Annotated in this window: 21 protein-coding genes; 5 read left to right on the top strand and 16 right to left on the bottom strand. The window is 58.0% G+C overall.

All coding sequences use genetic code 11. The features are described from left to right. Positions 1–57 precede the first annotated feature (57 nt). Together QA637_RS30440 and QA637_RS30435 are read right to left on the bottom strand one after the other, a co-directional pair. Entirely contained in the window at positions 58–1,863 is a 1,806-nt protein-coding gene (locus QA637_RS30440) for a UvrD-helicase domain-containing protein (protein ID WP_283067617.1), read from the bottom strand. Next, entirely contained in the window at positions 1,860–3,704 is a 1,845-nt protein-coding gene (locus QA637_RS30435) for an ATP-dependent nuclease (RefSeq protein WP_346283796.1), read from the bottom strand. Before QA637_RS30435 ends, QA637_RS30440 begins: the two co-directional genes overlap by 4 nt. 173 nt (positions 3,705–3,877) lie before the next feature. On the opposite strand from QA637_RS30435, the gene QA637_RS30430 reads away from it, so the two are divergent. The 3 genes from QA637_RS30430 to QA637_RS30420 all read left to right on the top strand — a co-directional run bounded on the left by QA637_RS30430 (position 3,878) and on the right by QA637_RS30420 (position 6,628). Next, the gene (locus QA637_RS30430; RefSeq protein WP_283067613.1) at positions 3,878–4,237 is read left to right on the top strand and encodes an SEC-C metal-binding domain-containing protein; all 360 of its coding nucleotides are present in this window, start codon (positions 3,878–3,880) and stop codon (positions 4,235–4,237) included. 85 nt (positions 4,238–4,322) lie between these two features. Beyond that, entirely contained in the window at positions 4,323–5,660 is a 1,338-nt protein-coding gene (locus QA637_RS30425) for a phage exclusion protein Lit family protein (RefSeq protein WP_283067611.1), read from the top strand. 275 nt (positions 5,661–5,935) lie between these two features. Beyond that, on the top strand, positions 5,936–6,628 hold the full coding sequence (locus QA637_RS30420) for a DUF4145 domain-containing protein (protein ID WP_283067609.1): 693 nt from the start codon (positions 5,936–5,938) through the stop codon (positions 6,626–6,628). A 134-nt stretch (positions 6,629–6,762) separates the two neighbouring features. Here the strand turns inward: QA637_RS30420 and QA637_RS30415 are convergent, their stop codons facing one another. The 3 genes from QA637_RS30415 to QA637_RS30405 form a co-directional block, all read right to left on the bottom strand. Continuing rightward, positions 6,763–7,860, bottom strand: a complete 1,098-nt coding sequence (locus tag QA637_RS30415; protein ID WP_283067607.1) for an IS1595 family transposase — start codon at positions 7,858–7,860, stop codon at positions 6,763–6,765. A 215-nt stretch (positions 7,861–8,075) separates the two neighbouring features. Beyond that, positions 8,076–8,672 (bottom strand): mobile mystery protein B, encoded by a 597-nt coding sequence (locus QA637_RS30410; protein WP_283067605.1) that lies wholly within the window; start codon positions 8,670–8,672, stop codon positions 8,076–8,078. Continuing rightward, a complete protein-coding gene (locus QA637_RS30405) occupies positions 8,669–9,130 on the bottom strand; it encodes a mobile mystery protein A (protein ID WP_283067603.1) in 462 nt (153 codons plus the stop codon). Before QA637_RS30405 ends, QA637_RS30410 begins: the two co-directional genes overlap by 4 nt. Positions 9,131–9,689: 559 nt before the next feature. Between QA637_RS30405 and QA637_RS30400 the strand changes: the two genes are divergently transcribed. Then, on the top strand, positions 9,690–10,133 hold the full coding sequence (locus QA637_RS30400; RefSeq protein WP_283067602.1) for a hypothetical protein: 444 nt from the start codon (positions 9,690–9,692) through the stop codon (positions 10,131–10,133). 187 nt (positions 10,134–10,320) lie between these two features. After that, a complete protein-coding gene (gene nodD1 / locus QA637_RS30395) occupies positions 10,321–11,265 on the top strand; it encodes a transcriptional regulator NodD1 (protein ID WP_283067601.1) in 945 nt (314 codons plus the stop codon). 193 nt (positions 11,266–11,458) lie between these two features. Here nodD1 and QA637_RS30390 read toward each other — a convergent pair whose 3' ends face one another. The 11 genes from QA637_RS30390 to nifW form a co-directional block, all read right to left on the bottom strand. After that, positions 11,459–12,334 (bottom strand): SIR2 family NAD-dependent protein deacylase, encoded by an 876-nt coding sequence (locus QA637_RS30390; RefSeq protein ID WP_283067600.1) that lies wholly within the window; start codon positions 12,332–12,334, stop codon positions 11,459–11,461. A gap of 37 nt (positions 12,335–12,371) precedes the next feature. Continuing rightward, positions 12,372–12,584, bottom strand: coding sequence for a putative nitrogen fixation protein NifT (gene nifT, locus QA637_RS30385; RefSeq protein WP_283067599.1), 213 nt, complete (start codon positions 12,582–12,584; stop codon positions 12,372–12,374). Continuing rightward, entirely contained in the window at positions 12,581–12,883 is a 303-nt protein-coding gene (locus tag QA637_RS30380) for a nitrogen fixation protein NifZ (RefSeq protein ID WP_283067598.1), read from the bottom strand. The genes nifT and QA637_RS30380 overlap by 4 nt, the downstream gene beginning before the upstream one ends. A gap of 91 nt (positions 12,884–12,974) precedes the next feature. Beyond that, a complete protein-coding gene (locus QA637_RS30375; RefSeq protein ID WP_283067597.1) occupies positions 12,975–13,169 on the bottom strand; it encodes a 4Fe-4S binding protein in 195 nt (64 codons plus the stop codon). Between the two features lie 34 nt (positions 13,170–13,203). Further along, a complete protein-coding gene (gene nifB / locus QA637_RS30370; RefSeq protein WP_283068056.1) occupies positions 13,204–14,685 on the bottom strand; it encodes a nitrogenase cofactor biosynthesis protein NifB in 1,482 nt (493 codons plus the stop codon). A 235-nt stretch (positions 14,686–14,920) separates the two neighbouring features. Beyond that, positions 14,921–16,555, bottom strand: a complete 1,635-nt coding sequence (gene nifA, locus QA637_RS30365; protein ID WP_428843192.1) for a nif-specific transcriptional activator NifA — start codon at positions 16,553–16,555, stop codon at positions 14,921–14,923. Positions 16,556–16,808: 253 nt separating this feature from the next. Further along, entirely contained in the window at positions 16,809–17,108 is a 300-nt protein-coding gene (locus QA637_RS30360) for a ferredoxin family protein (protein WP_283067593.1), read from the bottom strand. Between the two features lie 12 nt (positions 17,109–17,120). Then, a complete protein-coding gene (locus tag QA637_RS30355; protein WP_283067591.1) occupies positions 17,121–18,428 on the bottom strand; it encodes an FAD-binding protein in 1,308 nt (435 codons plus the stop codon). 11 nt (positions 18,429–18,439) lie between these two features. Next, entirely contained in the window at positions 18,440–19,549 is a 1,110-nt protein-coding gene (locus QA637_RS30350) for an electron transfer flavoprotein subunit alpha/FixB family protein (RefSeq protein ID WP_283067589.1), read from the bottom strand. Positions 19,550–19,564: 15 nt separating this feature from the next. After that, on the bottom strand, positions 19,565–20,416 hold the full coding sequence (locus tag QA637_RS30345; protein ID WP_283067587.1) for an electron transfer flavoprotein subunit beta/FixA family protein: 852 nt from the start codon (positions 20,414–20,416) through the stop codon (positions 19,565–19,567). 190 nt (positions 20,417–20,606) lie between these two features. Next, on the bottom strand, positions 20,607–20,990 hold the full coding sequence (nifW, locus tag QA637_RS30340) for a nitrogenase stabilizing/protective protein NifW (RefSeq protein ID WP_283067585.1): 384 nt from the start codon (positions 20,988–20,990) through the stop codon (positions 20,607–20,609). Positions 20,991–21,187 lie beyond the last annotated feature (197 nt).

Raw genomic sequence — 21,187 nt, 5'->3', positions numbered from 1 at the left:
GGCGTCAAGCTGATTCTGCGGAAGTCTGGCTGCGCACTTTTCTAAAGGACGAGAGACTCAAGAAGCCGCTTCTAAGACTCGTATTTTTTGCTCGATGTTGCGCTTTGTGGAGGCGGGTTTTCGAGTGATTGCCCAAACATGGTGGGGAACACCAGACCCCTTCAGAATTTCTGTGACGGCATGTACGTGTCTTTCCGGGACAGCCAGGACGGCGAGCTTCCGTGCCCTTGTCAGACCAACATAAAGCACACGGAGAGCCTCGGACGTTGCCGAGGCCCGTTGCGTCCAGTGTTCCATGACGTTTTCCGATGATCCATCGACCACGACGCAGACCGCATCATAGGCCCGGCCTTTGGCTTCATGAATCGTGGCATAGGGGAGGCCGCTGACGCTATCTTCGCCCGTTGTCAGCGAAGCGGCCCAATCGCTTTTGCGAGGCTTCCAAGTCGCATTTACGCTTGTCAACCTGAGTATTTCAGCTTTTGCCATGGTCAGCCATGTATCGATCGTTACCGCGCCCGTGCAGCGAGGGGGCAAATGTTCAAGAAGTACAACGGCTTTCCGGTAGTATTCCCGCGTCCGCTCGTGAGTTTGCGAAATTGAACGAAGGCTAGAGACTTCATCCTCGTCATGTCCTTCCGTCGCCATGAGGAGTCTGACGGTGGATTTGATCGTGTGCGACCGTTCACGAGGCGAGCTTGCAGGTCGATGGTAGTCCGCAACGGCTTCAGCTAACCGCCTTAGCCCGTCACTCTTAACGTCCGTTGGCGGGGTATTTCCTGAGATGCGCGCGGCTAGTTTACGCTTGTGGGCTAGGACTACGCTGTTTTCTTTAGGCAGCTTGGATGCGTCGAGAAGCTCAATAAATCTGGCTCCAACTGCAGCTTTCGATGCGGTGGAATCTTTATATGGCACGAGATGTATGACTGCGGGAGAGTCGCGATCTACGCCAACGGCCAGATCAGGGGTGCTGCGACTGGTCGCGCGCATTGTGGCGGCGGCAGCGCAGATTGTTTTGGAACTGCGAAAGTTACCGTTCAATACCAGAGAAGGGAGCGTCCTGGCAAAGGACGCAAAATTGGTGGAGCAGCCGTTTCGGAACCCATAAATCGCTTGATCCGGGTCGCACACAACGACGAGTTTTGCGCCATGTGTTCTTAGCCATTCCAATACGTAGACGTCATCGTCATTGCAGTCCTGCGCCTCGTCAACGATGATTTCTACGAAGCGGGCGGTGATTGCTTCGCCCAATGCTTTCGCTCGTGCAGGATTTTCCCTCAGAAATTCGATCGCTGCTTTTCGGGCCGCGGTGGCTGCGAGCATTGCCTTTCGACGAAGGCCATCAAGCCGGCGTTTTGCCGCTGCCTCATAATGGCTTCTTACCTTAGCTTGGGCCGGAGTGAGCACGCTGTGCCGATTTGCGGCTAGTAGCCCCGTCTCGCCGTCAAAATGATGAAGTGGAATAGGTGGCGCAGCAACGCCGGATCGTCCGTGAGAAACCATGATACCTTCCCAGCGGTCCACGATTGTCGGTCGATCGGCGCAACCAGCAGTACCGAACGGCATTAGGATGAAGTGATTCAGGAAGGCATCGAACGTTCCCACGAAATGGGGAAAGCTCAAGTGGGATGAGCAAGTTTCAGAGCTATACTTCTCTTTGAACTCGTCTACAGCGCTGTTTGTGAAGGAAAGTACAGCGATGCCTTGTCTCAGGCCTATTGTTCCAGAGACGGATATTACTCGTCTCACCAGGGTAAGTGTCTTACCCGCTCCCGGGCATGCTTCTACGTAGCATTCACCTTTGTGCCCGATTACCGTTTTCTGCCGTGCTTCTGCCTCCGATCGGGCTGCGTCATCGGTCATGCCACAAGCTCTGAAATCGCTTGCTGGAGATAGTCGGGGACCTCGAACGTTTCGATGAGGTCGTGATAGGCTTTCCGGGCGGCTTCTTCATCGCCTTTGTGCAGTTGGAGAACGGTATTGGGGACATAATCAGGATCTTTGGGCGACAGAACTAGAGCCAGGGCCTGTGCATAGTCACCTTTTCGGACTGGGTTTGTCCGGCTTGTGAAAAGCGCTAAGAATGCGCTTGGCCGTTCCGCTTCAACCGACCATTCAATCTGATCGTTCCATTTCTTTTCTGATCTGGGGTGAAGGTCGAGAAATGCTAGTTTGAGCAGTGGCTCATTGGCAGCGGTAAACAACGATTGTTCCAGGGTGACTTCGTTCACCGCAACCCTCAGCTTATCTCCGACCCCGCGAGCAGCGGCAATCGTGCCTAATGTATTTTCACGGTCTCCGGGCGCATCTGGATCTCGATCGGTTATGATTACCAACTTCTCTGCGATGCAGGGCGCTTCCGGCCCTGGCGTGAGTAAGAGTGATACGTAGGGTTCAAAATCAACGCCCTCGATTGATACGAGAGAAGTGGACTGGAAGCGTTTCCATTTTTGCCTATCTGGGTGGAGGGGGTCTCCCCGGTGCCTAAAAAGCCGTTCAGCAAAAACGGGTAGAAGAAGCGCCTCCGCCATGCCCTCGATAAGCATTACACGCCCGCCGAAGAGCATTGCGGAGCGGGTCACGTCGAGATAGCGGCTGATCTTCGCCAGCTTGCGCTTTTCAATATCCAAGGTCCGAACGGCAATTGCCGCTGAAGCAGGCCGCATGTCGGTGCCCGGCGAAGACCGCATTACGACCAGATTTTCAGGTTCTATCCAGGCGGTCAGGTTCGGGGAGTGAGTCGTAACGATAACCTGTATTCGTCCCTCTGCTTCGCCGGGGTTGCGAGTTGTCTGGCTGCTTTGTCTTGCCTTTTCCTGCAAAAAATCCAGCACGAGCATTTGCAGTTGGGGATGAAGATGCGCTTCGGGCTCTTCGACTAAAAACAATGTGAGATCAGCATCTTTCGCCTTCTCAAGCTCCATTACTACGGTCGCCATAAAGAGGAGGTTTACGTAGCCGAGTCCTGAGTGACGAAGCTCTTCTGGATTGACGATGTCCACGTCTGCGAGCTTAAACCGTAAATCCCGCGCAATGTCGTAGAGGCTCTCGTTGTCTGAGAAGCCAAGGGCGGCTTTCTGTTCTCGGGCTCCTGTCGTGAGATCCCGTAACAGTAGTCCAATTTCACCATCGATCGCGGAAAGGGCGTCACTTGTTTGTGCTCGTTGAAGATCAGACTTGAACTTCTCTTCTTCGCTCTGGCCCACAAAGTAGCGAAGCAGTTGCGCGATCCTCGTGGGATTTCCGGATGCAAGAGCCCTTTGGGCATCACGAAGTGGGGGGAGATACACATAGCGAATTAAGTCCGTTGACCCAGCTTCAGGCTGAGCCTCAAACTTGCCTGACCAATATTGGGGCCTGTAACGCCGTCCATCCTCCTTTGAAAACGCCAGTCCATAGATTGCTTCGGCTTTTAGAGGATTGGGGACCGCGGATATCAAGAGACCTTTTTGAGCGGGGGTTAGATCACCGATACAGGCTTTGACGCGGAAGGATCTATCCCCTGCGTCACGCCTTATGTCTGACTCTTCGCAGTATATTTCGCGGCGGCCGTTAGTGGGGAGAAGAAGGAGTCTAAGCGCATCGATGATATTCGACTTTCCGCCGTTGTTCTCGCCGACAATCGCCGTCAAGTGCGGATGAAAAGTAATGACTCCATTCTCAAATGATCGGAAGCGCTCTAGGCGAAGGCGATCAAGGTACACTTTACGCAGTCTTTCGTCTTAGGATGCGCATGGGAAAGCCGACCCGAAATTAAAGTACTTCCTCCAAATATCACTGATTCGCTTAACTCGCGCCATAGGTTGTGATATTTCACTCCTCATCGATTCTCAATCAGTCCGTCCGCTGGCCCAGAACACCCTAGAGACAAATGTTCATGCCCACCCTCAAGCCCGACGATATCTGCACCTGCGGCAGCGACCGACGCTACGCCGACTGCCACGAGCCGATCTACACGGCACCTCGCGGCAAGGCGGTCATCGTAGCGCAGGAGATCTACGCCCGCGAATGGGGTGTGAACGCTGCCCATTACGTCACTGAGGGACTCTACACCTCGCTTGCTGCCGAACTGATTGAGGCTGGAACGGTCGAACGTGTTCTCGACATCGGCTGCGGCTTGGGCCAGGGCCTGGAGGCGCTATCGGCTGCCATCACAGCGAAAAATCAGCTGATTGTTGGTGTGGACGAGAACCCCTACTGCTTAGGGGCTCGGTCTGCCGGAGGATGCTGTCGCTAGCCCACGTGTGCAGTCAAAACTGGGCCACAAGCTCTACGACGCCATACCAGCCACCGCGTCGATCGCCGTTCGGGGGAGTACGGTGTTGGTCAACGCCGACGTCCTGATTGCGGACGCTGCACTCGAGCGTTGGCTTCGCCAGAACGGGCCGTTCGACGCCGTAACTCTCTGGTTCACTGGCGGACACAAAGCCCGATCGATTACGAAAATCGCGCAGCGCATCCGGGCCCAAGGCGATGAGAGCTTTCGCTGGGCGATAGAAGATGAAGTAATGGAGATCGCCCTGCGCCACTTGCGTCCGGGCGGACTTGTACAGCTGGTCATCCGAGCCTCTGGTGATATTGAGGTCCTCCGCCGCGACTTTGAGGCGCATCGGCGGGCCGCCATCGCGAATTATCCGGTCGAGCTCGTTTCTGTACGGTGCTATCCTTACAGCGAACCGACGTCACCCGGAGCGATCGTCATGAGAGTCGCGGACAGCGGGTTCGTGCCGGGCCAGACGATGGCTCTATCAACCGTCCTCCGAGCCCACGACGTCTCCTCCGAAGCTGCAACTGCCGAACTGTTCAAGCTCGCAAATCGAACTCCGTTCAACATTGCACCAGAACGAGCCGAAGCGCTCGCGAAAGAGGTGTTTGGGACCGGCGCGTGGACTATCACACCGGTGGCATCCGCGGCCAGCTTTTGGGCCAGCGTCGACCAGAAGGCGATCTACGTCACCTGGGCGGGGCTCGCGAGCCTGTGGTCTATGGCATATGTGGCCTACAATGTGATGCAGATGGGCTCGATGGCGTCTCGAGCTCAGGGGTTGAAGGGAGCGGTAGGCGTTGACTTCGGCCGGCAATGGCACGAGCTGAACCTACAAGAATACGTCGACTACGCGAAAAGGCTAATTTGGACCGACCGGAGTTGGCCAGTCGGGCTAGCCTTGCCCAACACTCAGGCGCCTCCAACATCGCACGACGGAAAGGTCAACAACTTATTTTTCGGCGCGCTAAGTTGGATTCTCCTCCATGAGATTGGACACGTGCATCACGGACATGATCCCTTTCTCCCAGCTGGCCAGATGGTCGGTCAGGAGGTTCAAGCTGACGATTTTGCCACAAGCTGGGTTCTGGATGATGCGGGCTCAGGCCTTGATCGCGAGTTCCGGGCGCTGATGGTGATTACCGCTCTGGCGTGGCTGTTCCTCTTCGAATCTGTGGGCGGCCAGGACCCATCGCATCCACGGGCCATTCATCGCTTCCGTGCCGCCGCGGCGAAGCTCGACCTCGGGGACCGAAGCCCAGCGCTTGAGAACGCCTCCTATTTGTTCAAGGCTGTGTTTGACCCCACAGCCGCGCCCCCCCGTAAGCGCGAAACTCCACGGGAGGCCTTTGACTCCATGGCGCACCGCCTCGGGGTACTGTTCCCGGTTCGCTAACAACCATCGCAAACCGACTGAGCTTAGCGCCTGTTCTTAATGAGCTGCCGCCACAACCAGGTCCGCTAGTCGTAATCATGAGGCCGGCGCTTCCTGCGCCATCTATCTCGGAAGGGACCGTCGGTGCCGCGATGTTGCGCCTTGTACAGGTTGCTGGAGTGAAAGCGCATCTACGAGATGACCTACAGCTATCGATGGTAAAGGAAAGGCCTCTCGCGTGCATTGACCCGTCGTATATACTGGAGCTGGAAGATAATATGCGTCAGGGGAACTGAGTGTTTAATACGTTCAATCGGAATGTCGACTTAGATAGCCGCAAGCGACTTCAGTGCAACGATTGTCGAAGGGAGACGATTCACACCCTTGAGGCCCAATGTGTGGGCAGGTGGGATGAAGACCATCAATTCGGCCCAATCTACGGCTGGACAAATTTCTCACTATATCGGTGTGGCGCTTGCGACGAGGTTTGTTTCGAGAAAGCGTCATATTTCAGCGAGCAGTATGACCACGACTCTGAGGGAAACACGCGCCTCATCCCCGATGAAATCCAGTATCCTTCGCCTTCATCGGCGGACTTCGCTTTTGACACGGATTACACGCCAACCGATCTGAATGAGTTGATTGAAGAGATGCTTTACGCTCTAGCGGGTAGTAAGCTCAAATTGGCAACCGTGGCGCTTCGGATGGTGGTCGAGTTCATTGTGAACGATACGAAATGTGCCGGTCGTAATCTGCAACGGAAGATCGACGATCTTCACGCCAAGGGGCATGTCGATGAGGTGCAGGTTACACTGCTGCACAAAATCAGGGAGAAAGGGAACGCTGGCGCTCACAAGCGCATTGCCATGACCCGCAATGAAATGGTGGCGGGGATCAGCATCATCAATCTGCTGCTGGAAAAACTCTACAACGGGCCAGCGAGACAAGCTGACGTGATAAAGAAGGCCAATCAGGCGTTCAAGGAATGAGCATGAGACGGAGTGACGGGGACAAGATGTCGTCCCCCATCGATGTTCAGGCTCTTCGCGGGGCCACTGTACCGCTTGTTCCGAGGATGTTCACGTTCTGGGCCATAATGATCGCATAGTGTATCGGGCCTTTATCAACCAAAGACAGCTACTGCTGATTTGACGATAATTCCACCGTCCGGACTTCTGCGCAGTTGACGTCCGGTAGCGGTGCGAAAGACTTGCAGCAATTGCAGCGCCGGCGGTACCCGTGACCACATGGTCTTCATGCGTTCCCTGCCATTTCGGGTTTTCCGAACAGCCTGGCCCGTGACAATGCGCTGTGACCAGCGGAAACCGATCTCGTGGAAATACAGGTCGGCGTGCTGCGGGCTGATATGATGAAAGACACCGGCAATGGTGCGGCGGACGCGGGCATTGAAACCTTCGACCGAATTGACATGAACGGCGTCACGAACGTATTCGCGGCTGGAATGCTTCACGGTGTCATGCCTGGCATAGTTCTCGCCAAGGGCCATGAACGCTGTCGCCTCATCGCTCATCAAATAGGCGTCGGGGTCGATCTGCGCTTCGGCGGCGCGCGCCGATGCACGGAGCGAAAGACCCGTCACCACCGCAGCACGCGCGTCACCGGCCGGAGTGCCGGGTGTGACGTCATCTGGCCGCTGAACGACCACCATGACCGGCGTCTTCTGGGTATTCGGCAGTCCTTTTCGGCCGCGTCCAGGCGGTGGATCGTTCGGATTTATTCTTGCTCGCCCACCGAGATAAAAATGGTCGATCTCCACCGTGCCACCGAGCATGTGTTCGCGCGCCGCCATCAGACGCAGCGCGTGTCCCATCCGCCAGGCCGTCGGTTGGCTCACCCCCAGAGCCTCGGCCAGGCGCACCGAGGACAAACCTTTATCCGACTGCAGCATCAGCCACATGCCCTTCAGCCAGACACTCAGAGGAAGCTTTGTGGAATGCAGCGGCGTGTGTGTCGTCACCGTAAACTGGAAGCGACAATCGCCGCTGGAGCACTGATAGAGACCCGGACGCGCACGCCGCCTGCCCATATCGCGCCCGGCGATCGCGATCGAGCGCTTGTAACCACAGGCAGGGCAAACTCTCCCGGCCGGCCACACCATGCTTTCCAGCAATCGCCGACACTGCTCCTCATCGCGAAACGCCACGATCATATCTTCTGCGGTCCGAATGTTGGTCAGCGCTGCAAGCATCGTTTCCGACATTCTCATCTCCCCCGGATCATGCCCGAAGAATCGCATGGCAACCCTTAGTTAGCAAGGCTATTGCTGTCTTTCGTTGATAAAGGCGGTGTATCGTCAGGAACTCCGAAACAGATGCTCCATGCATGAGCATGCCTATACCGACCGCCTACTACAGCTACAGCCATGCCGGAGTTCGGTTGCCGGTTTGCGCCGCAGCGAAATGAAGGTCTCTGCACTTAGCTTTGCGCGAATTCCAGCAACGGCCTGATGTGATGATCGTCCGCTGCGCGTAGTGCGGCGACGTAACGTGCGCGCAGTTCGCCGACGTCGGCCAGACTGCCGCCGCCCCAACTGAAAGGCTCGCCGCCAAGGCGCTCAATCAGAAGATCAGCCGCCAGTCGCGCATGACGACCGTTTCCGTTCGGAAATGGGTGAATCGAGACCAACCGATGGTGGAACCGGATCGCGATCTCATCCGGCGGAAAGGTCCCATGCTCGATCCAATAGCTGATGTCGCTCAATAGACTCGCGAGCTCCATTCCGATGCGGTAGGCCTGAATGCCGATGTTGCGCTCCGTCGTCCGGAACGTACCGGCCCATCGCCAAACGTCCCCGAACATTCTCTTGTGGAGTGTCCGCATGAAGTCTTCAGTGAGCATCTGCTCAAGGGGCAAACGCCGGCGGCCGCGTACCCAAGCCGCACCGGCAACGATGTTTTCCTGCTCGGCCTCGTTGAGGTCGCTGCGGTGGGTGATCCAGGTCTGAAGCAGGCCCTCTCGCTCGAGCGGCTCAAGCGGGGTTGCGTCATCAGGCTCGTGGAAGAGATCTGTCATGTTTCGTTCCAGAGATCGCGTTCAGAGATCTTGTCGCGAATGTACGCTTGGACGCGAGCTTCGAAATCTGCACTATCCGTGCCCTGAGCCTCCAACCGCATCGTGTGCGCAACACGCTGAAGCTCGCGTATCGCGATCTTGCGTGCCCGAGCCTCGACGACAGCTTCGAGCGAGCTGTTTGGAACCAGGGCGTAGACAAGTGTGCAATCTAGAGCCTCGGCGGCCCGGCGCAGTGTGTTGAGCTGGATCGTCCCTGCTGCTTCTGACTTCTCGATCGATTCGATGGTTTGGGGCCGAACGCCGATGCGCGCGCCGAGCTGCGCGCCTGTCATGCCGAGAGCGTCGCGCAGAGCGCGCACCCATCCCTTCGGGGGCGCCCTGAACCGATCAATGGGCTGTAGCGTCTGAAGCCTTTCGTCGAGGCGCAGCCGGGCTCTCTTGCGAGTATCGCTCTTCATGGGCCTTCTCAGGCTGTAACGTGATTACAGTCGCAGCTGTATCAGTCTATAGATTGATTTTCAATACAAAATGTTCAGCCTATAAATTGATAAGCGGCACAGGGAATCAGCCTATGGGCTGATGTAAGCTCTTTGAAAATCAACCTGTAGCTTGTGCATCGAACTACGCAACGTGAAGTTCAGAACAGCGGCAATCTGCGGGTCGGCGCCGTTCCGGCCCGGGTGTCCAGTCTCTCAGCGCTCCCTTTCACGAGATTGGAAAATCTTCCTAGTTCTACACTCGTATTGGCGCCGTCGCTCTTCCCTGGAAGTGTTCATTATCATCTATAACGCGAATGGATTCCATCCATACAATCGATTTTACCGATCTCGCGTAATGCTGCATTGACGACGCTTGGGCACTGAGGCCCGTCCGCGCGACCAGACTTTATAGTCGCGTATGATTCCGGCGCTGGATGGCCGCGGATTGTAATCCGCTCCGTCCTCAATCAGGTCTTCCGGCCATGACCGGTCGGAGGAGGCGAACCAGGCACGATTTTAGAGAAGCTGCAGGAGTAAGATGGCGAAGCTCACCGTTGTCATTGCGCATTACCAGAATGTACTCACGTCCGATGTCTGCACGTCGGATGGTTCCATGAAAGCCGATCAAGGCGTGAAGCGCTTCGGCGGTGATTGTCATTTGACCTCGGTTACGGGCGGCGGCGTTTTCCGCTATCATTTCAGCGCGGCGGACCTTGAGGAAAGTAAGAATGTCACGCGGAGGCTGAAGCGCTGGTGGCCTACCGCAGCTCGATCTGCTTTCCCCGTCGTTCGAAGTGGAAGCGCGAAATCGCGCTTGCGCTTGGCCAACGCGAGCCGGCGCAATTCTCGAAGTCACTTGCAGGGCCTAAGTCAATATGCCGCCTCACGCGAGGCGATTGATCAGATCGGCGATCCCACTGGCGTCTGGCGAGTAGGTAGTGGCCATCAACTAAAATCAAGGCCGCCCTGCAGCCGGCTTTAACCTGCCCATTTCTTCCATGCAGTCAGCTCGGTCGTGCCCATGACCCTCCATTACCTTTGCTTAAAGCGGGATCCTGGTCTGAAGCAGGTATGCGCGATGAAGGTAAGCCTCTGCCTGATGTCTCGGGGCTCGTACTGCACAAGCCTTGCCACCCTTTCTCGCCACCTCGCCACGGATAGATGAAGACATGCGGTTCAAAGGCCTCGATCTAAATCTCCTCGTCGCGCTCGACGCCCTAATGACAGAGCGTAACCTCACGGCGGCGGCACGCACCATCAACCTGAGCCAGCCAGCGATGAGCGCGGCCGTAGCCCGGTTGCGCACCTATTTCCACGACGACCTCTTTACCATGATAGGCCGCGAATTAGTTCCGACCCCGCGTGCGGAACGGCTCGCGCCCGCAGTCCGCGAGGCACTGCTACACATTCAAATCTCCATCATTTCCTGGGACCCGTTTTGCCCGGCTCAATCGGATCGTCGTTTCAGGATCATCCTTTCGGATTACGCCGCACTCGTCTTTTTCGAAAAGGTCGTGGAGCGCGCTGCGCGGGAGGCTCCCGCCGTTAGCTTCGAATTGCTGCCTCTCGCGGACAACTACGATGACTGCCTCCGGCGCGGCGACGCCGATTTTTTGATTTTTCCGGAATTATTCATGTCGCGCACGCATCCCAGAGCGAGACTGTTCGACGAGACACTCGTGTGCGTAGGCTGCCGCTCGAACAAGCAGTTATCAGAGCGACTTACACTCGAGGAATACATGTCGATGGGGCACGTTGCGGTCAAATTCGGGAATACCCGAACGCCTTCCATTGAGGAATGGTATCTGCTCGAGCACGGCTTCAAGAGACATATTGAGGTCGTCGTCCAGGGATTCAGCATGATTCCATCCATGCTGTCAGGCACCGACCGTATAGCGACCATGCCTTTACGGCTGGTGAAGTATTTCGCAAAAACAATACCCCTGCGGATCGTCGAACTTCCGCTGCCACTCCCCACGTTCACCCAAGCCGTCCAATGGCCTGCCCTTCATAATGGCGATCAGGCAAGCCTCTGGATGCGCGAGGTGTTATTTCAGGAGGCGTCCCGTATAATTTCTCCACGACGGGCCAAGGGACGTCCAAGGCGTTCCTGAATTTTCGCGCGTCTCGCACCTAGACCAGGCTTTGCATCAATAGCCTGTCGTATACATGGATGCTAGCTGCAAGTGCGCCTGCGGCGTCGCCCGACGCGTGGGACTGCTCGACTCTCAATCGATCTTGCGATTGGCAACCGCTGGTCGGATCGACCGAGGCTGAGCGATCCTTGCCCCCATCTGCTGCCCTGCCTCATCCGGCAAGCCGAGCCACGGCTTCCGCAATCGGCATGTCGATCAGCGTGATCGCGTTTGCTGCAAGGAAACGGCGTTCGTTTTTGGTCAGCGTTGCCGCATCGATCACCGCAATTCGTGGGCCGTTGGAGCGCTTCATGATCTGTCGGGCGTAGGTGCGCAGCATCTGGTCGTCGAAGCGGCAGCCGACGAAGAACAGGCCCCGGTTGGTGCGCCGGTCCTGCACCACCTCAGGGATTGGCGTCTGGATATCGATTTCTGTCAGGACTTCGACATAGTCGGAATCTGAGACGAGGAAGTTTGCGGCCGGCCTAACGCTGCCGTGCGGCGTATAGAGAACCGTCCTTGCCGCTCGTCCGAGTTCGAGTTCCCTCCCTGAAAGATCGTAGGATTTTGTCCAAATGTCGCCGAATTCGTTCGCCCGCGTGACACCTTGTATCTCAACCACGTCTGTTCGACCGGTCTTAGCAAGGGCCGCGCGCATCGTCCCATCGTACCAGCTATCGATGATGAGGGAGAGCGGTAGGGTTGCGAACCAGGCGTGGAGCATGGTCGGCGCCACCGCTGCTGCGAAGATCTCGGCCATCCAGGTTTGAAGCGTACGGCGATGCCGGCGCTGTTCTATGAATTGCGCGACCGACCACATGTTGGTGCGTATCCTGGAAGGAGCGGTGGCCCGCAAGTTAAGTGCCGCGGCGACGGCTTCCGGTGTGTGCGGTACAGTCGGTTGCGCGCCGCTGAGCCGCAGGAGACCCGGACCGAGATAGGGGATGATCCCATCGGTGGCGAGCACTTCCTTCAATAGGTCAAGCCGCCTTTCGGCATCAAAGTTCCGAAAAATCACGAGACGCTCCGAGGTCAGAATCGTGTTCATGCTGTTTTCTCTCGCCGCCTAACTGCTATCCGCAGCATCAGTCCTTGTCGAAAATCCTCTTAGCCTCGACGGTGATCGGAAGAGGCGTATCCCGGGGCAGGTCGGGCAGGGCGATGCGCCAGCCGTTCTTGAGCGTTACAGCGCCACCCCATAGATCTTCCTTCTCGACCTTGATAATTGTCTCTTCGAGATCCTTCTTCGGAACATAGGCCGACAAGCCGGCGCTGGTTCTGCGGATCATTACCTTCATTTGGCTATCCCTTCATTGAGAACAGTGGCAGCCCTCTGGAGGCTCGTCAGTTCACGTGCGCGCATGCCGACAACGGTGCCGCGATCGACCCACTCGACGGCATAGACGTAGAACTGCTGGAGAAAGGTACCGATGTCGCGCACATAACCCTCGTCGCCCTTCCGCACCAGGTTTTCGCCGATATTTTTGCCGGGATAGGTGCCGTCATTCTTGACGTGGCGTGTGGCACGGACCCGCTCACCCGGCATGAATCGGGGCGGCTTGCGGATTTCCACTTCCTGTTCGCGTTGAAGGCCCATAGCGTTTCCTCCATTCCTCGGCTGCATGAAGTCAAAAGGAACCCGACGGCCCTCCGGAGGACACCGTGACTAGTCGGTAATCGCCTGGAGGTCAGGCGGGAACGCAGGTCTTTGGCACTGGACATACGGAGGCACATTGCTGCAATTCGAATTCTCCCTTGCATTCGGTGCACTTTTCCGGATCGATCACGTAGGCCTCTCCCTTGAACTTGATCGCGCCGGAGGGACATTCGAACTCACAGGCACCGCATTGGGTGCATTGGGATGCGATGATCCGGAAGGCCATTTTCAGCTCCTGGTTTTGTTGGAATGACGGGCGGTCAGGCCGTAGCCGCCAGTGGCTCGAGCCCAAATTCGGCGGCGTAAAGCGCGCTGATGGCCGTCTCGATGTAGTCATAGCCATAATCGTCCGTTACTCGGACTCCGGCCTTCGTGAGCTGATCCTTGGGGCAATCTCCTATTTTGGCGCACAACAGGATATCGATACCTTCGAGCGCAGCGATGACCTCATCGAGGGTGGACTCCTCGCCCCAGCCGCCGCGGCAATACTGCTCGACCTTGCGATGCCCGACGAGGTTGATCCCGATGGCCGAGGCTTCATAAACCTGGAATTCCTTCGCATGGCCGAAATGTTCGTTGATACGGCCGCCGCCTTTGGTGGCTACGGCGACGAGGAGTAACCCACTGGAGCCTGCCGTCTTGACCATCCCGATTGCCTCGCTCTTGGCCGCCACGTGATCACCTCGCTCGCGCGCGACCACCTCCCGATAGGTCTCGCGCTTGCTGGCGTCGTAGCTTACCTCGCCGGGAATCCGGTCTAGGGTAAATTCCCGGCCACGATCCTCGCCCAGCAGGCCGACCGCATCGGCCCGGCACTGCCGGCAATGGCGCATCAATCTGGCGCCCCCATCGAGACGATCTTGAAGCGTCTTCAGTTCGACCGCCCGCGGGCCGCGCTGCCCGGTCAGGCCGTAATGGGTGCCATGCTCCGGGTCGGAAATCAGCGGCATCACGTTATGCAGGAACGCGCCGCGCTCCTTGACCCATTTGTTCACCTCGATCAGGTGATCGTCGTTCACCCCGGGGATCATCACCGAATTGATCTTGGTGAGGATGCCGCGCGCGGTCAGCATTTCCAGACCCAACATCTGCCGCTCGTGCAGGATTTTGGCGGCTTCAAGCCCGGTAAAGCGGCGGTGGTCATGAAAAATCCAGGGATATATCTTCGCGCCGATTTCCGGATCGACCATGTTGATGGTGATCGTCACGTGATCAACGTTCATGTCAGCAAGCTCGTCGACATGGTCGGGCAGCGCTAGGCCGTTCGTCGAAAGGCACAGCTTGATGTCGGGGATTTCGCTCGCGACTCGTTCAAATGTCGCCTTTGTCTTCTTCCAGTCATAGCAGGCATCGCCCGGTCCGGCGATACCGAGCACGGAAAGCTGCGGGACTTCATTGGCGACCGCAATGACTTTTCGCAGCGCCTGATCCGGCGTGAGCCTTTCCGAGACGACCCCGGGCCGGCTTTCATTGGCGCAGTCATATTTACGATTGCAGTAGTTACACTGGATATTGCAGGCTGGTGCGACTGCGACGTGCATGCGTGCGAAATAGTGGTGCGCTTCTTCTGAATAGCAGGGATGGTCCTTGATCTTCTCCCAGGTAGCAGGGTCCACGTCGTCCGGCTTTGCGGGCGAGCCGCAGGACGAGGATGCGCAAGCACCGGACTTCGCGGTCGCCAGCAGCTGGTTCATGGTTGTCGTGCTGGTCAGGCTTTTAAGCGAAATCATCGGTGAGGACATTGAAGGCTCCGTTGCTGCATAACGTCGCGGTACAAAACGCAAGAGCCATGCCAACGAAAAGCGCTATTCCCTTCAATCGGTTAGCTTTTTTTGTCCGATTCCCTCCATTTCCTAGCCGACATGGTTTTGTGAGGTTTCCGACTGTGGACAGACAAGGGTTCGAAAGACGCCGCGCCTCAAACACACGAGGGGAGGCGGGGCAAGTTCGGCTTGACGGTCGACGTCACCAGCAGGCTTAGAACTTCTTTATCTCGATTTGGTGCCGGCGTAGAGCATAACCGACCTGACGCGGGGTGAGGCCGAGGACGCGAGCCGCCTTGGCCTGAACCCAGCCGGACTTCTCCATCGCATCGATCAGTCGCTCGCGCTCGGTCAGACGGGCACCCATTGCGGGGCAAGCAGGATCGTTCGGGTCGCAGGCGTTGGAGCACGACGCCTCGCTCTCCGAGCCGCCGACACGCCTGACTGTGAGCGGTGATCCAGCCGGCATTCCCCTGGCGAGGTCATCGGTGGCATTGCCGCCGTTTGAACCGTCGGCTCCTTTCCACAGTAGCGAAGAGAGGCACTGGCTGTTCTGGCAGGCGAAATCCGACTGAACGATCGTCGTGGATTGCGCGAGTGTTGCCGTCCTTCGCACGCAATTTTCAAGCTCACGGACGTTCCCAGGGAAACGGCATTGCGAGACCAGGTGGAGCGCCGACGGCGCGAAAGCGAGTTCGCGGCCGTTCTCCTTGTTGAATCGTTTGAGGAAAGCCTTTGCAAGGCGCGAAATATCGCCGGGTCGCTCTCTGAGCGGCGGCAAGACAATTGGCACCACACTGATGCGGTAATAAAGATCAGCCCTGAACTCTCCATTGGCGACAGCTGTCTCGAGGTCCCTGTTGGTGGCGCATATGAGCCGCACGTCGACTCTTAGCGTTCTGGTGCCGCCAACCCGCTCCAGTTCACCTTCTTGCAAGACGCGCAACAGCTTGGCCTGAAATGCAGGCGAGATCTCGCCGATCTCATCAAGCAACAGGGTTCCGCCATTGGCCAGTTCGAAACGGCCCGCGCGCTGCGAGATAGCCCCGGTGAAGGCACCCTTTTCATGCCCAAACAGCTCTGATTCCAGAACGCCTTCAGGCAATGCGGCGCAGTTCAACCTTACGAAAGGTTTCTTCCTCCGGGGTGAAAGCTCATGGATGGCCTGTGCGAAGAATTCCTTGCCGGTGCCGCTTTCGCCCCGCAGAAGGACGGTGGTATTGGTTGGGGCCACGGCCGAGACGGTTTCGAGCACCTGCTTGACTGCGGGACTTTCCCCGACGATCCAGTCGATTTTGGCAGGCAGACGCCCGCCGGTGTCGTTCCTCTCATCGTCTGGGGATTTTTCCCGTCTGCATTGCTCCTCCATGAGCCGCTGGCCATCCATGCCAAAACTGCGATGGAGCCAGATAGTCTGGCCGACAAGGTTGGCAACCATTGTGAGAAAGCGAACGTCTTCGTCATAGGGCAAGCCAGTGGCGTCACCCCTGACGCGGACGACCGACAGCGTTCCAAGAATCCTGCGCTCGGCCTTTACCGGGACACCAATAAAGCGACCTGGGATGGCGCCACCGTTCGAGGACGTCTGAAGGTGAGCCCGGAAGAGCTCCGATTTGCTGGCATCCTGTATGACGACGGGTGCCCCCGTAGCGACGATCTCGTCTATTGCGGCCTGCGGTATAACTCGGTCACGGCCGGATGGAGGTGAGGGCGTGACGCCGGCAGTCGCGACAATTTCTGGCTCGTTTTCATCGTCGAGGACGACGATTGCTCCATGACGCAAGTCGAGCATCGAGGAGAGAATGTTCACGACATTGGTGAGCATGATCTCCGGCCGGGTGGGGGCCATCAGGACTTTCGATATCTGGTAAATTACGCTGGAAATATCCGTCTTGGTTTTAATGGATGAATCAGACCGCCTTCCTTCATCGAACCGATCATGCAGCATGTGAACTCCTCAAGGGTTGTCAGGTGCTCCTCCAAGCGCCTTTTTTCTTCTGAACTCTGGAAGCATATGATTCCAAAGCCCTATTGTGCACATTTTCGACAACCTGAAAAATCCAATGCTGCTTGCGACATTCGCGGGAGGGCCTGCGAGCTAGTCATCCGAACTTGAAGAGGACACCGAAGCCGCCTCGCGGGTAATTCCACTCGATCTCACCACTTGCCTCGCAAAGGACTCTGCATGTGCCGCACTCCATGCACCCGTCGGCGGTGATCTCCACTTGGCCCTTGTCATTCAACTCATAGCATTTGGCCGGGCAGACGCTTGTAAGGGCGTAGAGTTTCGCGCTCGGCGACTGGTGCGGTCGCACTTTAATGTGCGGGCGTCCTGAATCGACCACATAGCGATTTTGATAAAGCTTTTCCTCTACGCGCAAGTTGGTGACTGCGATCGTCATCTCATCTCTCCTTCAGCGCCAGGCGAATGCCAAGCGGACTGCGTCACTAACGAGCCCCCAGCGCGAGCGCTCCTTGACGAAGGCCGCCGTCGTCGCCCGTTCCTTGTCGAGCTTCGGGGTGCTATCGACACGCATGAAGTTCTGTGCAGCCTGCGACAGCAATTGCGGATACGTCGTGAAGAAATTGCGGGAATTGGTGTGGAGCAGGGCGGGCATGTCCTTGTATTTCCGCAAATCTTTTATGACGAAGGACTTGTCCAGCTTCGACTTGTAGAGGGCGAGGTTCTCCTTGATCATTGGGTCCCCGCGTTTCTTGACCTGCAAGATGGCTTCACCGGCGAGGCGCCCGGACGTCATGGCGAGATTGGATCCCTCCCTGTGCACGGCGTTGTTGAGCTGCGCGGCGTCGCCTGCGACCACCCAGCCATTGCCGAAGAGTTGCGGGATTGCCTTGTAACCACCTTCCGGAATGAGATGAGCGGCATATTCCTTGACCTCCGAATCTGCGATCAGCGGCCGGACCGACGGATGGTTCTTGAAGTTCTCGAGCAGGTCGTAAGGGCTCTCCATTGTCGCGGCAAAATCCGAGACGAGGCAGCCGATGCCGATCGAGATCGACTCTTTGTTGGTGTAGAGAAAGGCGAGCCCGGCCATGCTGCGGGAGATGGTGCCGGCTGCCTCGATCACGCAGCCTTCGTTGGCCTTGAGGCCGAAGCGCTGGTCGATCACCTCTTCGGGCAGGAAATGCATTTCCTTGACTGCAAGCGCCACGGTTTCGGGTTTCGGCGTCTCACGCAAGCCAGCCCGCGTGCCGAGCAGCCCATTGACCCCTTCTGCGAGAACGACCACGTCCGCAAGGATCACGTCGCCGGTACGGTCGGTGTGAACGCCGATCACCTTTCCATCTGCATCGCGGGCGAGTTCCGTCACCGTCGTTTCGCACAGAACCGTCGCTCCCGCCTCGCGCACCTGGCGCGAAAACCACTTGTCGAACTGGGCGCGAATGACCGTATAGCGGTTTGGCCTCGACTCATTGAAGTCATCCGAGCGGTATTGCATCCCGACGTGGGATGTGTCGTCCATCATCCAGAAGCGTTGCTCGACCAGATGCCGCTCGAGAGGCGCATCATCCCGAAAGTCCGGGATGATTCTCTCCAGCATATTTGAGTACATGATGGCGCCCTGGACATTCTTGGAGCCCGGATACTCGCCGCGCTCCAGCTGCAGCACCTTCAGGCCGCGGCTCGCCATGGTGTAAGCGGCTGCGTTGCCGGCCATACCGGCCCCGATAACTATGGCGTCGAACTTTTCCTCGGTCATGGTCGTGCCCCTCAGTTCGCAAGCTTATCGCGACTGTGCGGCGACAGCCTATGGGTGAAGACTTCCGTCAAGGACGGCAGGAAGCGGATCGCATCGGTCACCACGCCGAGGTGAGCGAAATCGAAAATCGGCGCGTTTCGGTCGGTGTTGATCGCCACTATGAGATCAGCTCCCCCGACGCCAACCCGGTGCTGGATGGCGCCCGAGATCCCGGCCGCGATGTAGAGTTTCGGCCGGATGGTCTTGCCAGTTTGGCCGATCTGCCGATCAGCCGGCATCCAGCCCTTCTGGACCAGCGGGCGCGAACAGCCATATTCGGCCCCAATCGCCCGCGCGAGATTCTTTACAAGCTTCAGGTTCTCCGCCGCGCCGAGACCAAGGCCTCCGGCAACCACGACGTCGGCATAGGCGAGATTGGCGGTCGACGATTGGCCGTCGGAAAGAAAACCGAGGGCCTTGGTAACGATCTCTTCCTCTACCATCGGGACGTCGTGCTGAATGACACGCCCGATCGGCTTGTTCACGCGCTGCGGCATGGCCATGACCCTCGGCCGCACTGTTGCCATCTGCGGACGGCAGTTGAGGGTGTAGATTGTGCATAGCAGGGAGCCGCCGAAGGTCGGCCGTGTCGCGGCGAGCGAGCCTTCCGCATCCACATCAAGTTCGGTGCAGTCGGCCGTCAGTCCCGTCAACAACGTCGTCGCCACGGAACCGGCAAGATCGCGGCCGAGCGTGGTCGCACCGAGAAGCAGAATCTCCGGTTTGTATGTAGTGACCAAGTCCGTCATTGCTTTGGTGAAAGGCTCATTGCGGTAGTCTTCGAGGAGCGGCGCCTCGACCAGATAGGCAAGATCGGCGCCGTAAGCAAAGGCCTCGGCAACGGCATAAAGGGTGGCCTCTCCCGCCGGTCCGAGAACGACGCCGGCAAGCTCGACCCCTAGCTTGTCAGCGAGCTTGCGGCCTTCACCGAGCAGTTCGAAGGAGACGGGATGGACCTGGCCCCGCTCCAGCTCGATGAAGACCCAAACGTGCCGGTAGTCCTTGAAATGCTCGGGCAGTTCCTTCTTCATGCCGGCGCGGCCAGCGGCTGGAGGAGGGGTGCCTTGCTTCGTGTTCAACATCGTTGCTCCTTGCCTTCACGCGTCGCCATCGAAGGCGAGTTCGTCTTCCAGCGCCGGCTGGCGCGAGAAGATCCCGGCGATCAACGCATCGGCAAGATCGCGCGGCGTCTTTTCGGTGGTGTCGATTTGCTCCGCCTTTTCGGCCCGCGCAGCAGGGGCAAAGACGCGCTTGACGACGGTTGGAGATCCGCGCAGGCCGCATTTGGTGAGGTCCTCAATACCGGCGTCGGCCGCGCTCCACTTCACGATCCGGCTGCGCGCGGCGCGTAGCGCATCGTCGAGGGAGCCACGGCGGATCTCATTGGTGCCTTCCAGCATTGTAATGAGGCAAGGGAGCTTGCTCATCAGCGTCTGCGTGCCGCCTTCCGAGCGGCGCTCTACTGTGATTTCGCGCGTGTTTAGATCAATGGAGGCGATCTTCGCGACGTAGGTGAGCTGCAGGAGGTCGAGGCGCTTGGCGATGCCGGGCCCGACTTGGGCGGTGTCGCCGTCGATCGTCTGCTTGCCGGTGAAGACGATATCAGGCGTACCGAAGGTCTCGCCGATCTTCGCGATAGCTTGAGAAAGAGCGAATGAGGTCGCCAGAGTGTCGGAGCCGGCGAAATATCGGTCGGTCAAAAGTACCGCGCGGTCGGCGCCGTAAGTGAGCGCCTTGCGCAAAGCGTCCTCTGCCATGGGCGGCCCCATGGTGAGCACGGTGACCTCGCCGCCATGGGCGTCGCGCAATTTGAGTGCCTCCTCCAGGGCGAACAGGTCATAGGGGTTGATAATGGTTGGCACACCCTGGCGCATGATTGTGTTCGTCACCGGATGGACTCGTATCTGTGCGGAGTCCGGCACCTGCTTGATACAGATTACGATGTGCATGGCGGGTTCTTGCTCCCTCCTGTTCGGATGGCGGGCTTGGGACTTCATTTCCCTGCAAGCATCATTTGTGCCAAACGCGCCGCGCTCCCCCTATCGTTTTGAAAAGAGGAGCCTTTCCAGTTCAGAGGATGTCTGCGTCAGCGCCGAGTTGTCGGTTTCGCGACATCGGCGTGTCGCAACCGCGACGGGCTCATTTCTTCTCGATCGGCTTCAGGACGGAGTCGAACGGCACGAAGGCGCGGCCCGGTGGAGCGGAATTGTCCGGGTCGTGGTCCTTGAGCACCTTGAAGACCCGGTGCGCGAGCGGGGAGGAAGTCGCGAAATCCTCGTAGGCCCGTTCCAGCATGGCGCGGGCCCGAGCCGCGATCACCTGGTCGGGCAGACCGGAGAAGTCCTCTTCGCCGAGATATTGTCCCATACGCTTCATGATATGGAGACGTGAGACGTTGAGCACCTTCGGGTCATAGGATACGCCGAGCGCTGCGAAGAACTCCTCTGCAGCCGACAGACCCTTCAGCCGCGCGAGGATCTCTTTGACATCAATATGATGACTCTCATCAAAACACCTGCTCATTCCCATTCTCCCAACCGGTGGTCTCAAGTGTGTTCCCGCATCTGAGCTTCAGCCGTAAAGTGCGCGCTTCGAGGGAGGTGATGCGGTTGGCTGGCGAGCGATCGGGTCGGCAGCCGGGACGCCGGCTGAAGCGAGAGATACGGCAAGCCCCAACTGTTCTGCCGTAGCGAAGGCGACACCAGGCGCGTGCTCGCCGT

Source organism: Sinorhizobium terangae, from assembly GCF_029714365.1.
Classification (GTDB): Bacteria; Pseudomonadota; Alphaproteobacteria; order Rhizobiales; family Rhizobiaceae; genus Sinorhizobium; species Sinorhizobium terangae.
Note: the sequence above shows the minus strand (reverse complement) of the source record. Positions and strands in the feature narration are given on the sequence as shown.

What these genes read in the sequence shown, in the direction of transcription:
- QA637_RS30440 (WP_283067617.1), bottom strand. Translation starts at nt 1,863, where the DNA reads ATGACCGATGACGCAGCCCGATCGGAGGCAGAAGCACGGCAGAAAACG.
- QA637_RS30430 (WP_283067613.1), top strand. Translation starts at nt 3,878, where the DNA reads ATGCCCACCCTCAAGCCCGACGATATCTGCACCTGCGGCAGCGACCGA.
- QA637_RS30415 (WP_283067607.1), bottom strand. Translation starts at nt 7,860, where the DNA reads ATGTCGGAAACGATGCTTGCAGCGCTGACCAACATTCGGACCGCAGAA.
- QA637_RS30410 (WP_283067605.1), bottom strand. Translation starts at nt 8,672, where the DNA reads ATGACAGATCTCTTCCACGAGCCTGATGACGCAACCCCGCTTGAGCCG.
- QA637_RS30405 (WP_283067603.1), bottom strand. Translation starts at nt 9,130, where the DNA reads ATGAAGAGCGATACTCGCAAGAGAGCCCGGCTGCGCCTCGACGAAAGG.
- QA637_RS30400 (WP_283067602.1), top strand. Translation starts at nt 9,690, where the DNA reads ATGGCGAAGCTCACCGTTGTCATTGCGCATTACCAGAATGTACTCACG.
- nodD1 (WP_283067601.1), top strand. Translation starts at nt 10,321, where the DNA reads ATGCGGTTCAAAGGCCTCGATCTAAATCTCCTCGTCGCGCTCGACGCC.
- QA637_RS30390 (WP_283067600.1), bottom strand. Translation starts at nt 12,334, where the DNA reads ATGAACACGATTCTGACCTCGGAGCGTCTCGTGATTTTTCGGAACTTT.
- nifT (WP_283067599.1), bottom strand. Translation starts at nt 12,584, where the DNA reads ATGAAGGTAATGATCCGCAGAACCAGCGCCGGCTTGTCGGCCTATGTT.
- QA637_RS30380 (WP_283067598.1), bottom strand. Translation starts at nt 12,883, where the DNA reads ATGGGCCTTCAACGCGAACAGGAAGTGGAAATCCGCAAGCCGCCCCGA.
- QA637_RS30375 (WP_283067597.1), bottom strand. Translation starts at nt 13,169, where the DNA reads ATGGCCTTCCGGATCATCGCATCCCAATGCACCCAATGCGGTGCCTGT.
- nifB (WP_283068056.1), bottom strand. Translation starts at nt 14,685, where the DNA reads ATGTCCTCACCGATGATTTCGCTTAAAAGCCTGACCAGCACGACAACC.
- nifA (WP_428843192.1), bottom strand. Translation starts at nt 16,555, where the DNA reads ATGGCCCCCACCCGGCCGGAGATCATGCTCACCAATGTCGTGAACATT.
- QA637_RS30360 (WP_283067593.1), bottom strand. Translation starts at nt 17,108, where the DNA reads ATGACGATCGCAGTCACCAACTTGCGCGTAGAGGAAAAGCTTTATCAA.
- QA637_RS30355 (WP_283067591.1), bottom strand. Translation starts at nt 18,428, where the DNA reads ATGACCGAGGAAAAGTTCGACGCCATAGTTATCGGGGCCGGTATGGCC.
- QA637_RS30350 (WP_283067589.1), bottom strand. Translation starts at nt 19,549, where the DNA reads ATGTTGAACACGAAGCAAGGCACCCCTCCTCCAGCCGCTGGCCGCGCC.
- QA637_RS30345 (WP_283067587.1), bottom strand. Translation starts at nt 20,416, where the DNA reads ATGCACATCGTAATCTGTATCAAGCAGGTGCCGGACTCCGCACAGATA.
- nifW (WP_283067585.1), bottom strand. Translation starts at nt 20,990, where the DNA reads ATGAGCAGGTGTTTTGATGAGAGTCATCATATTGATGTCAAAGAGATC.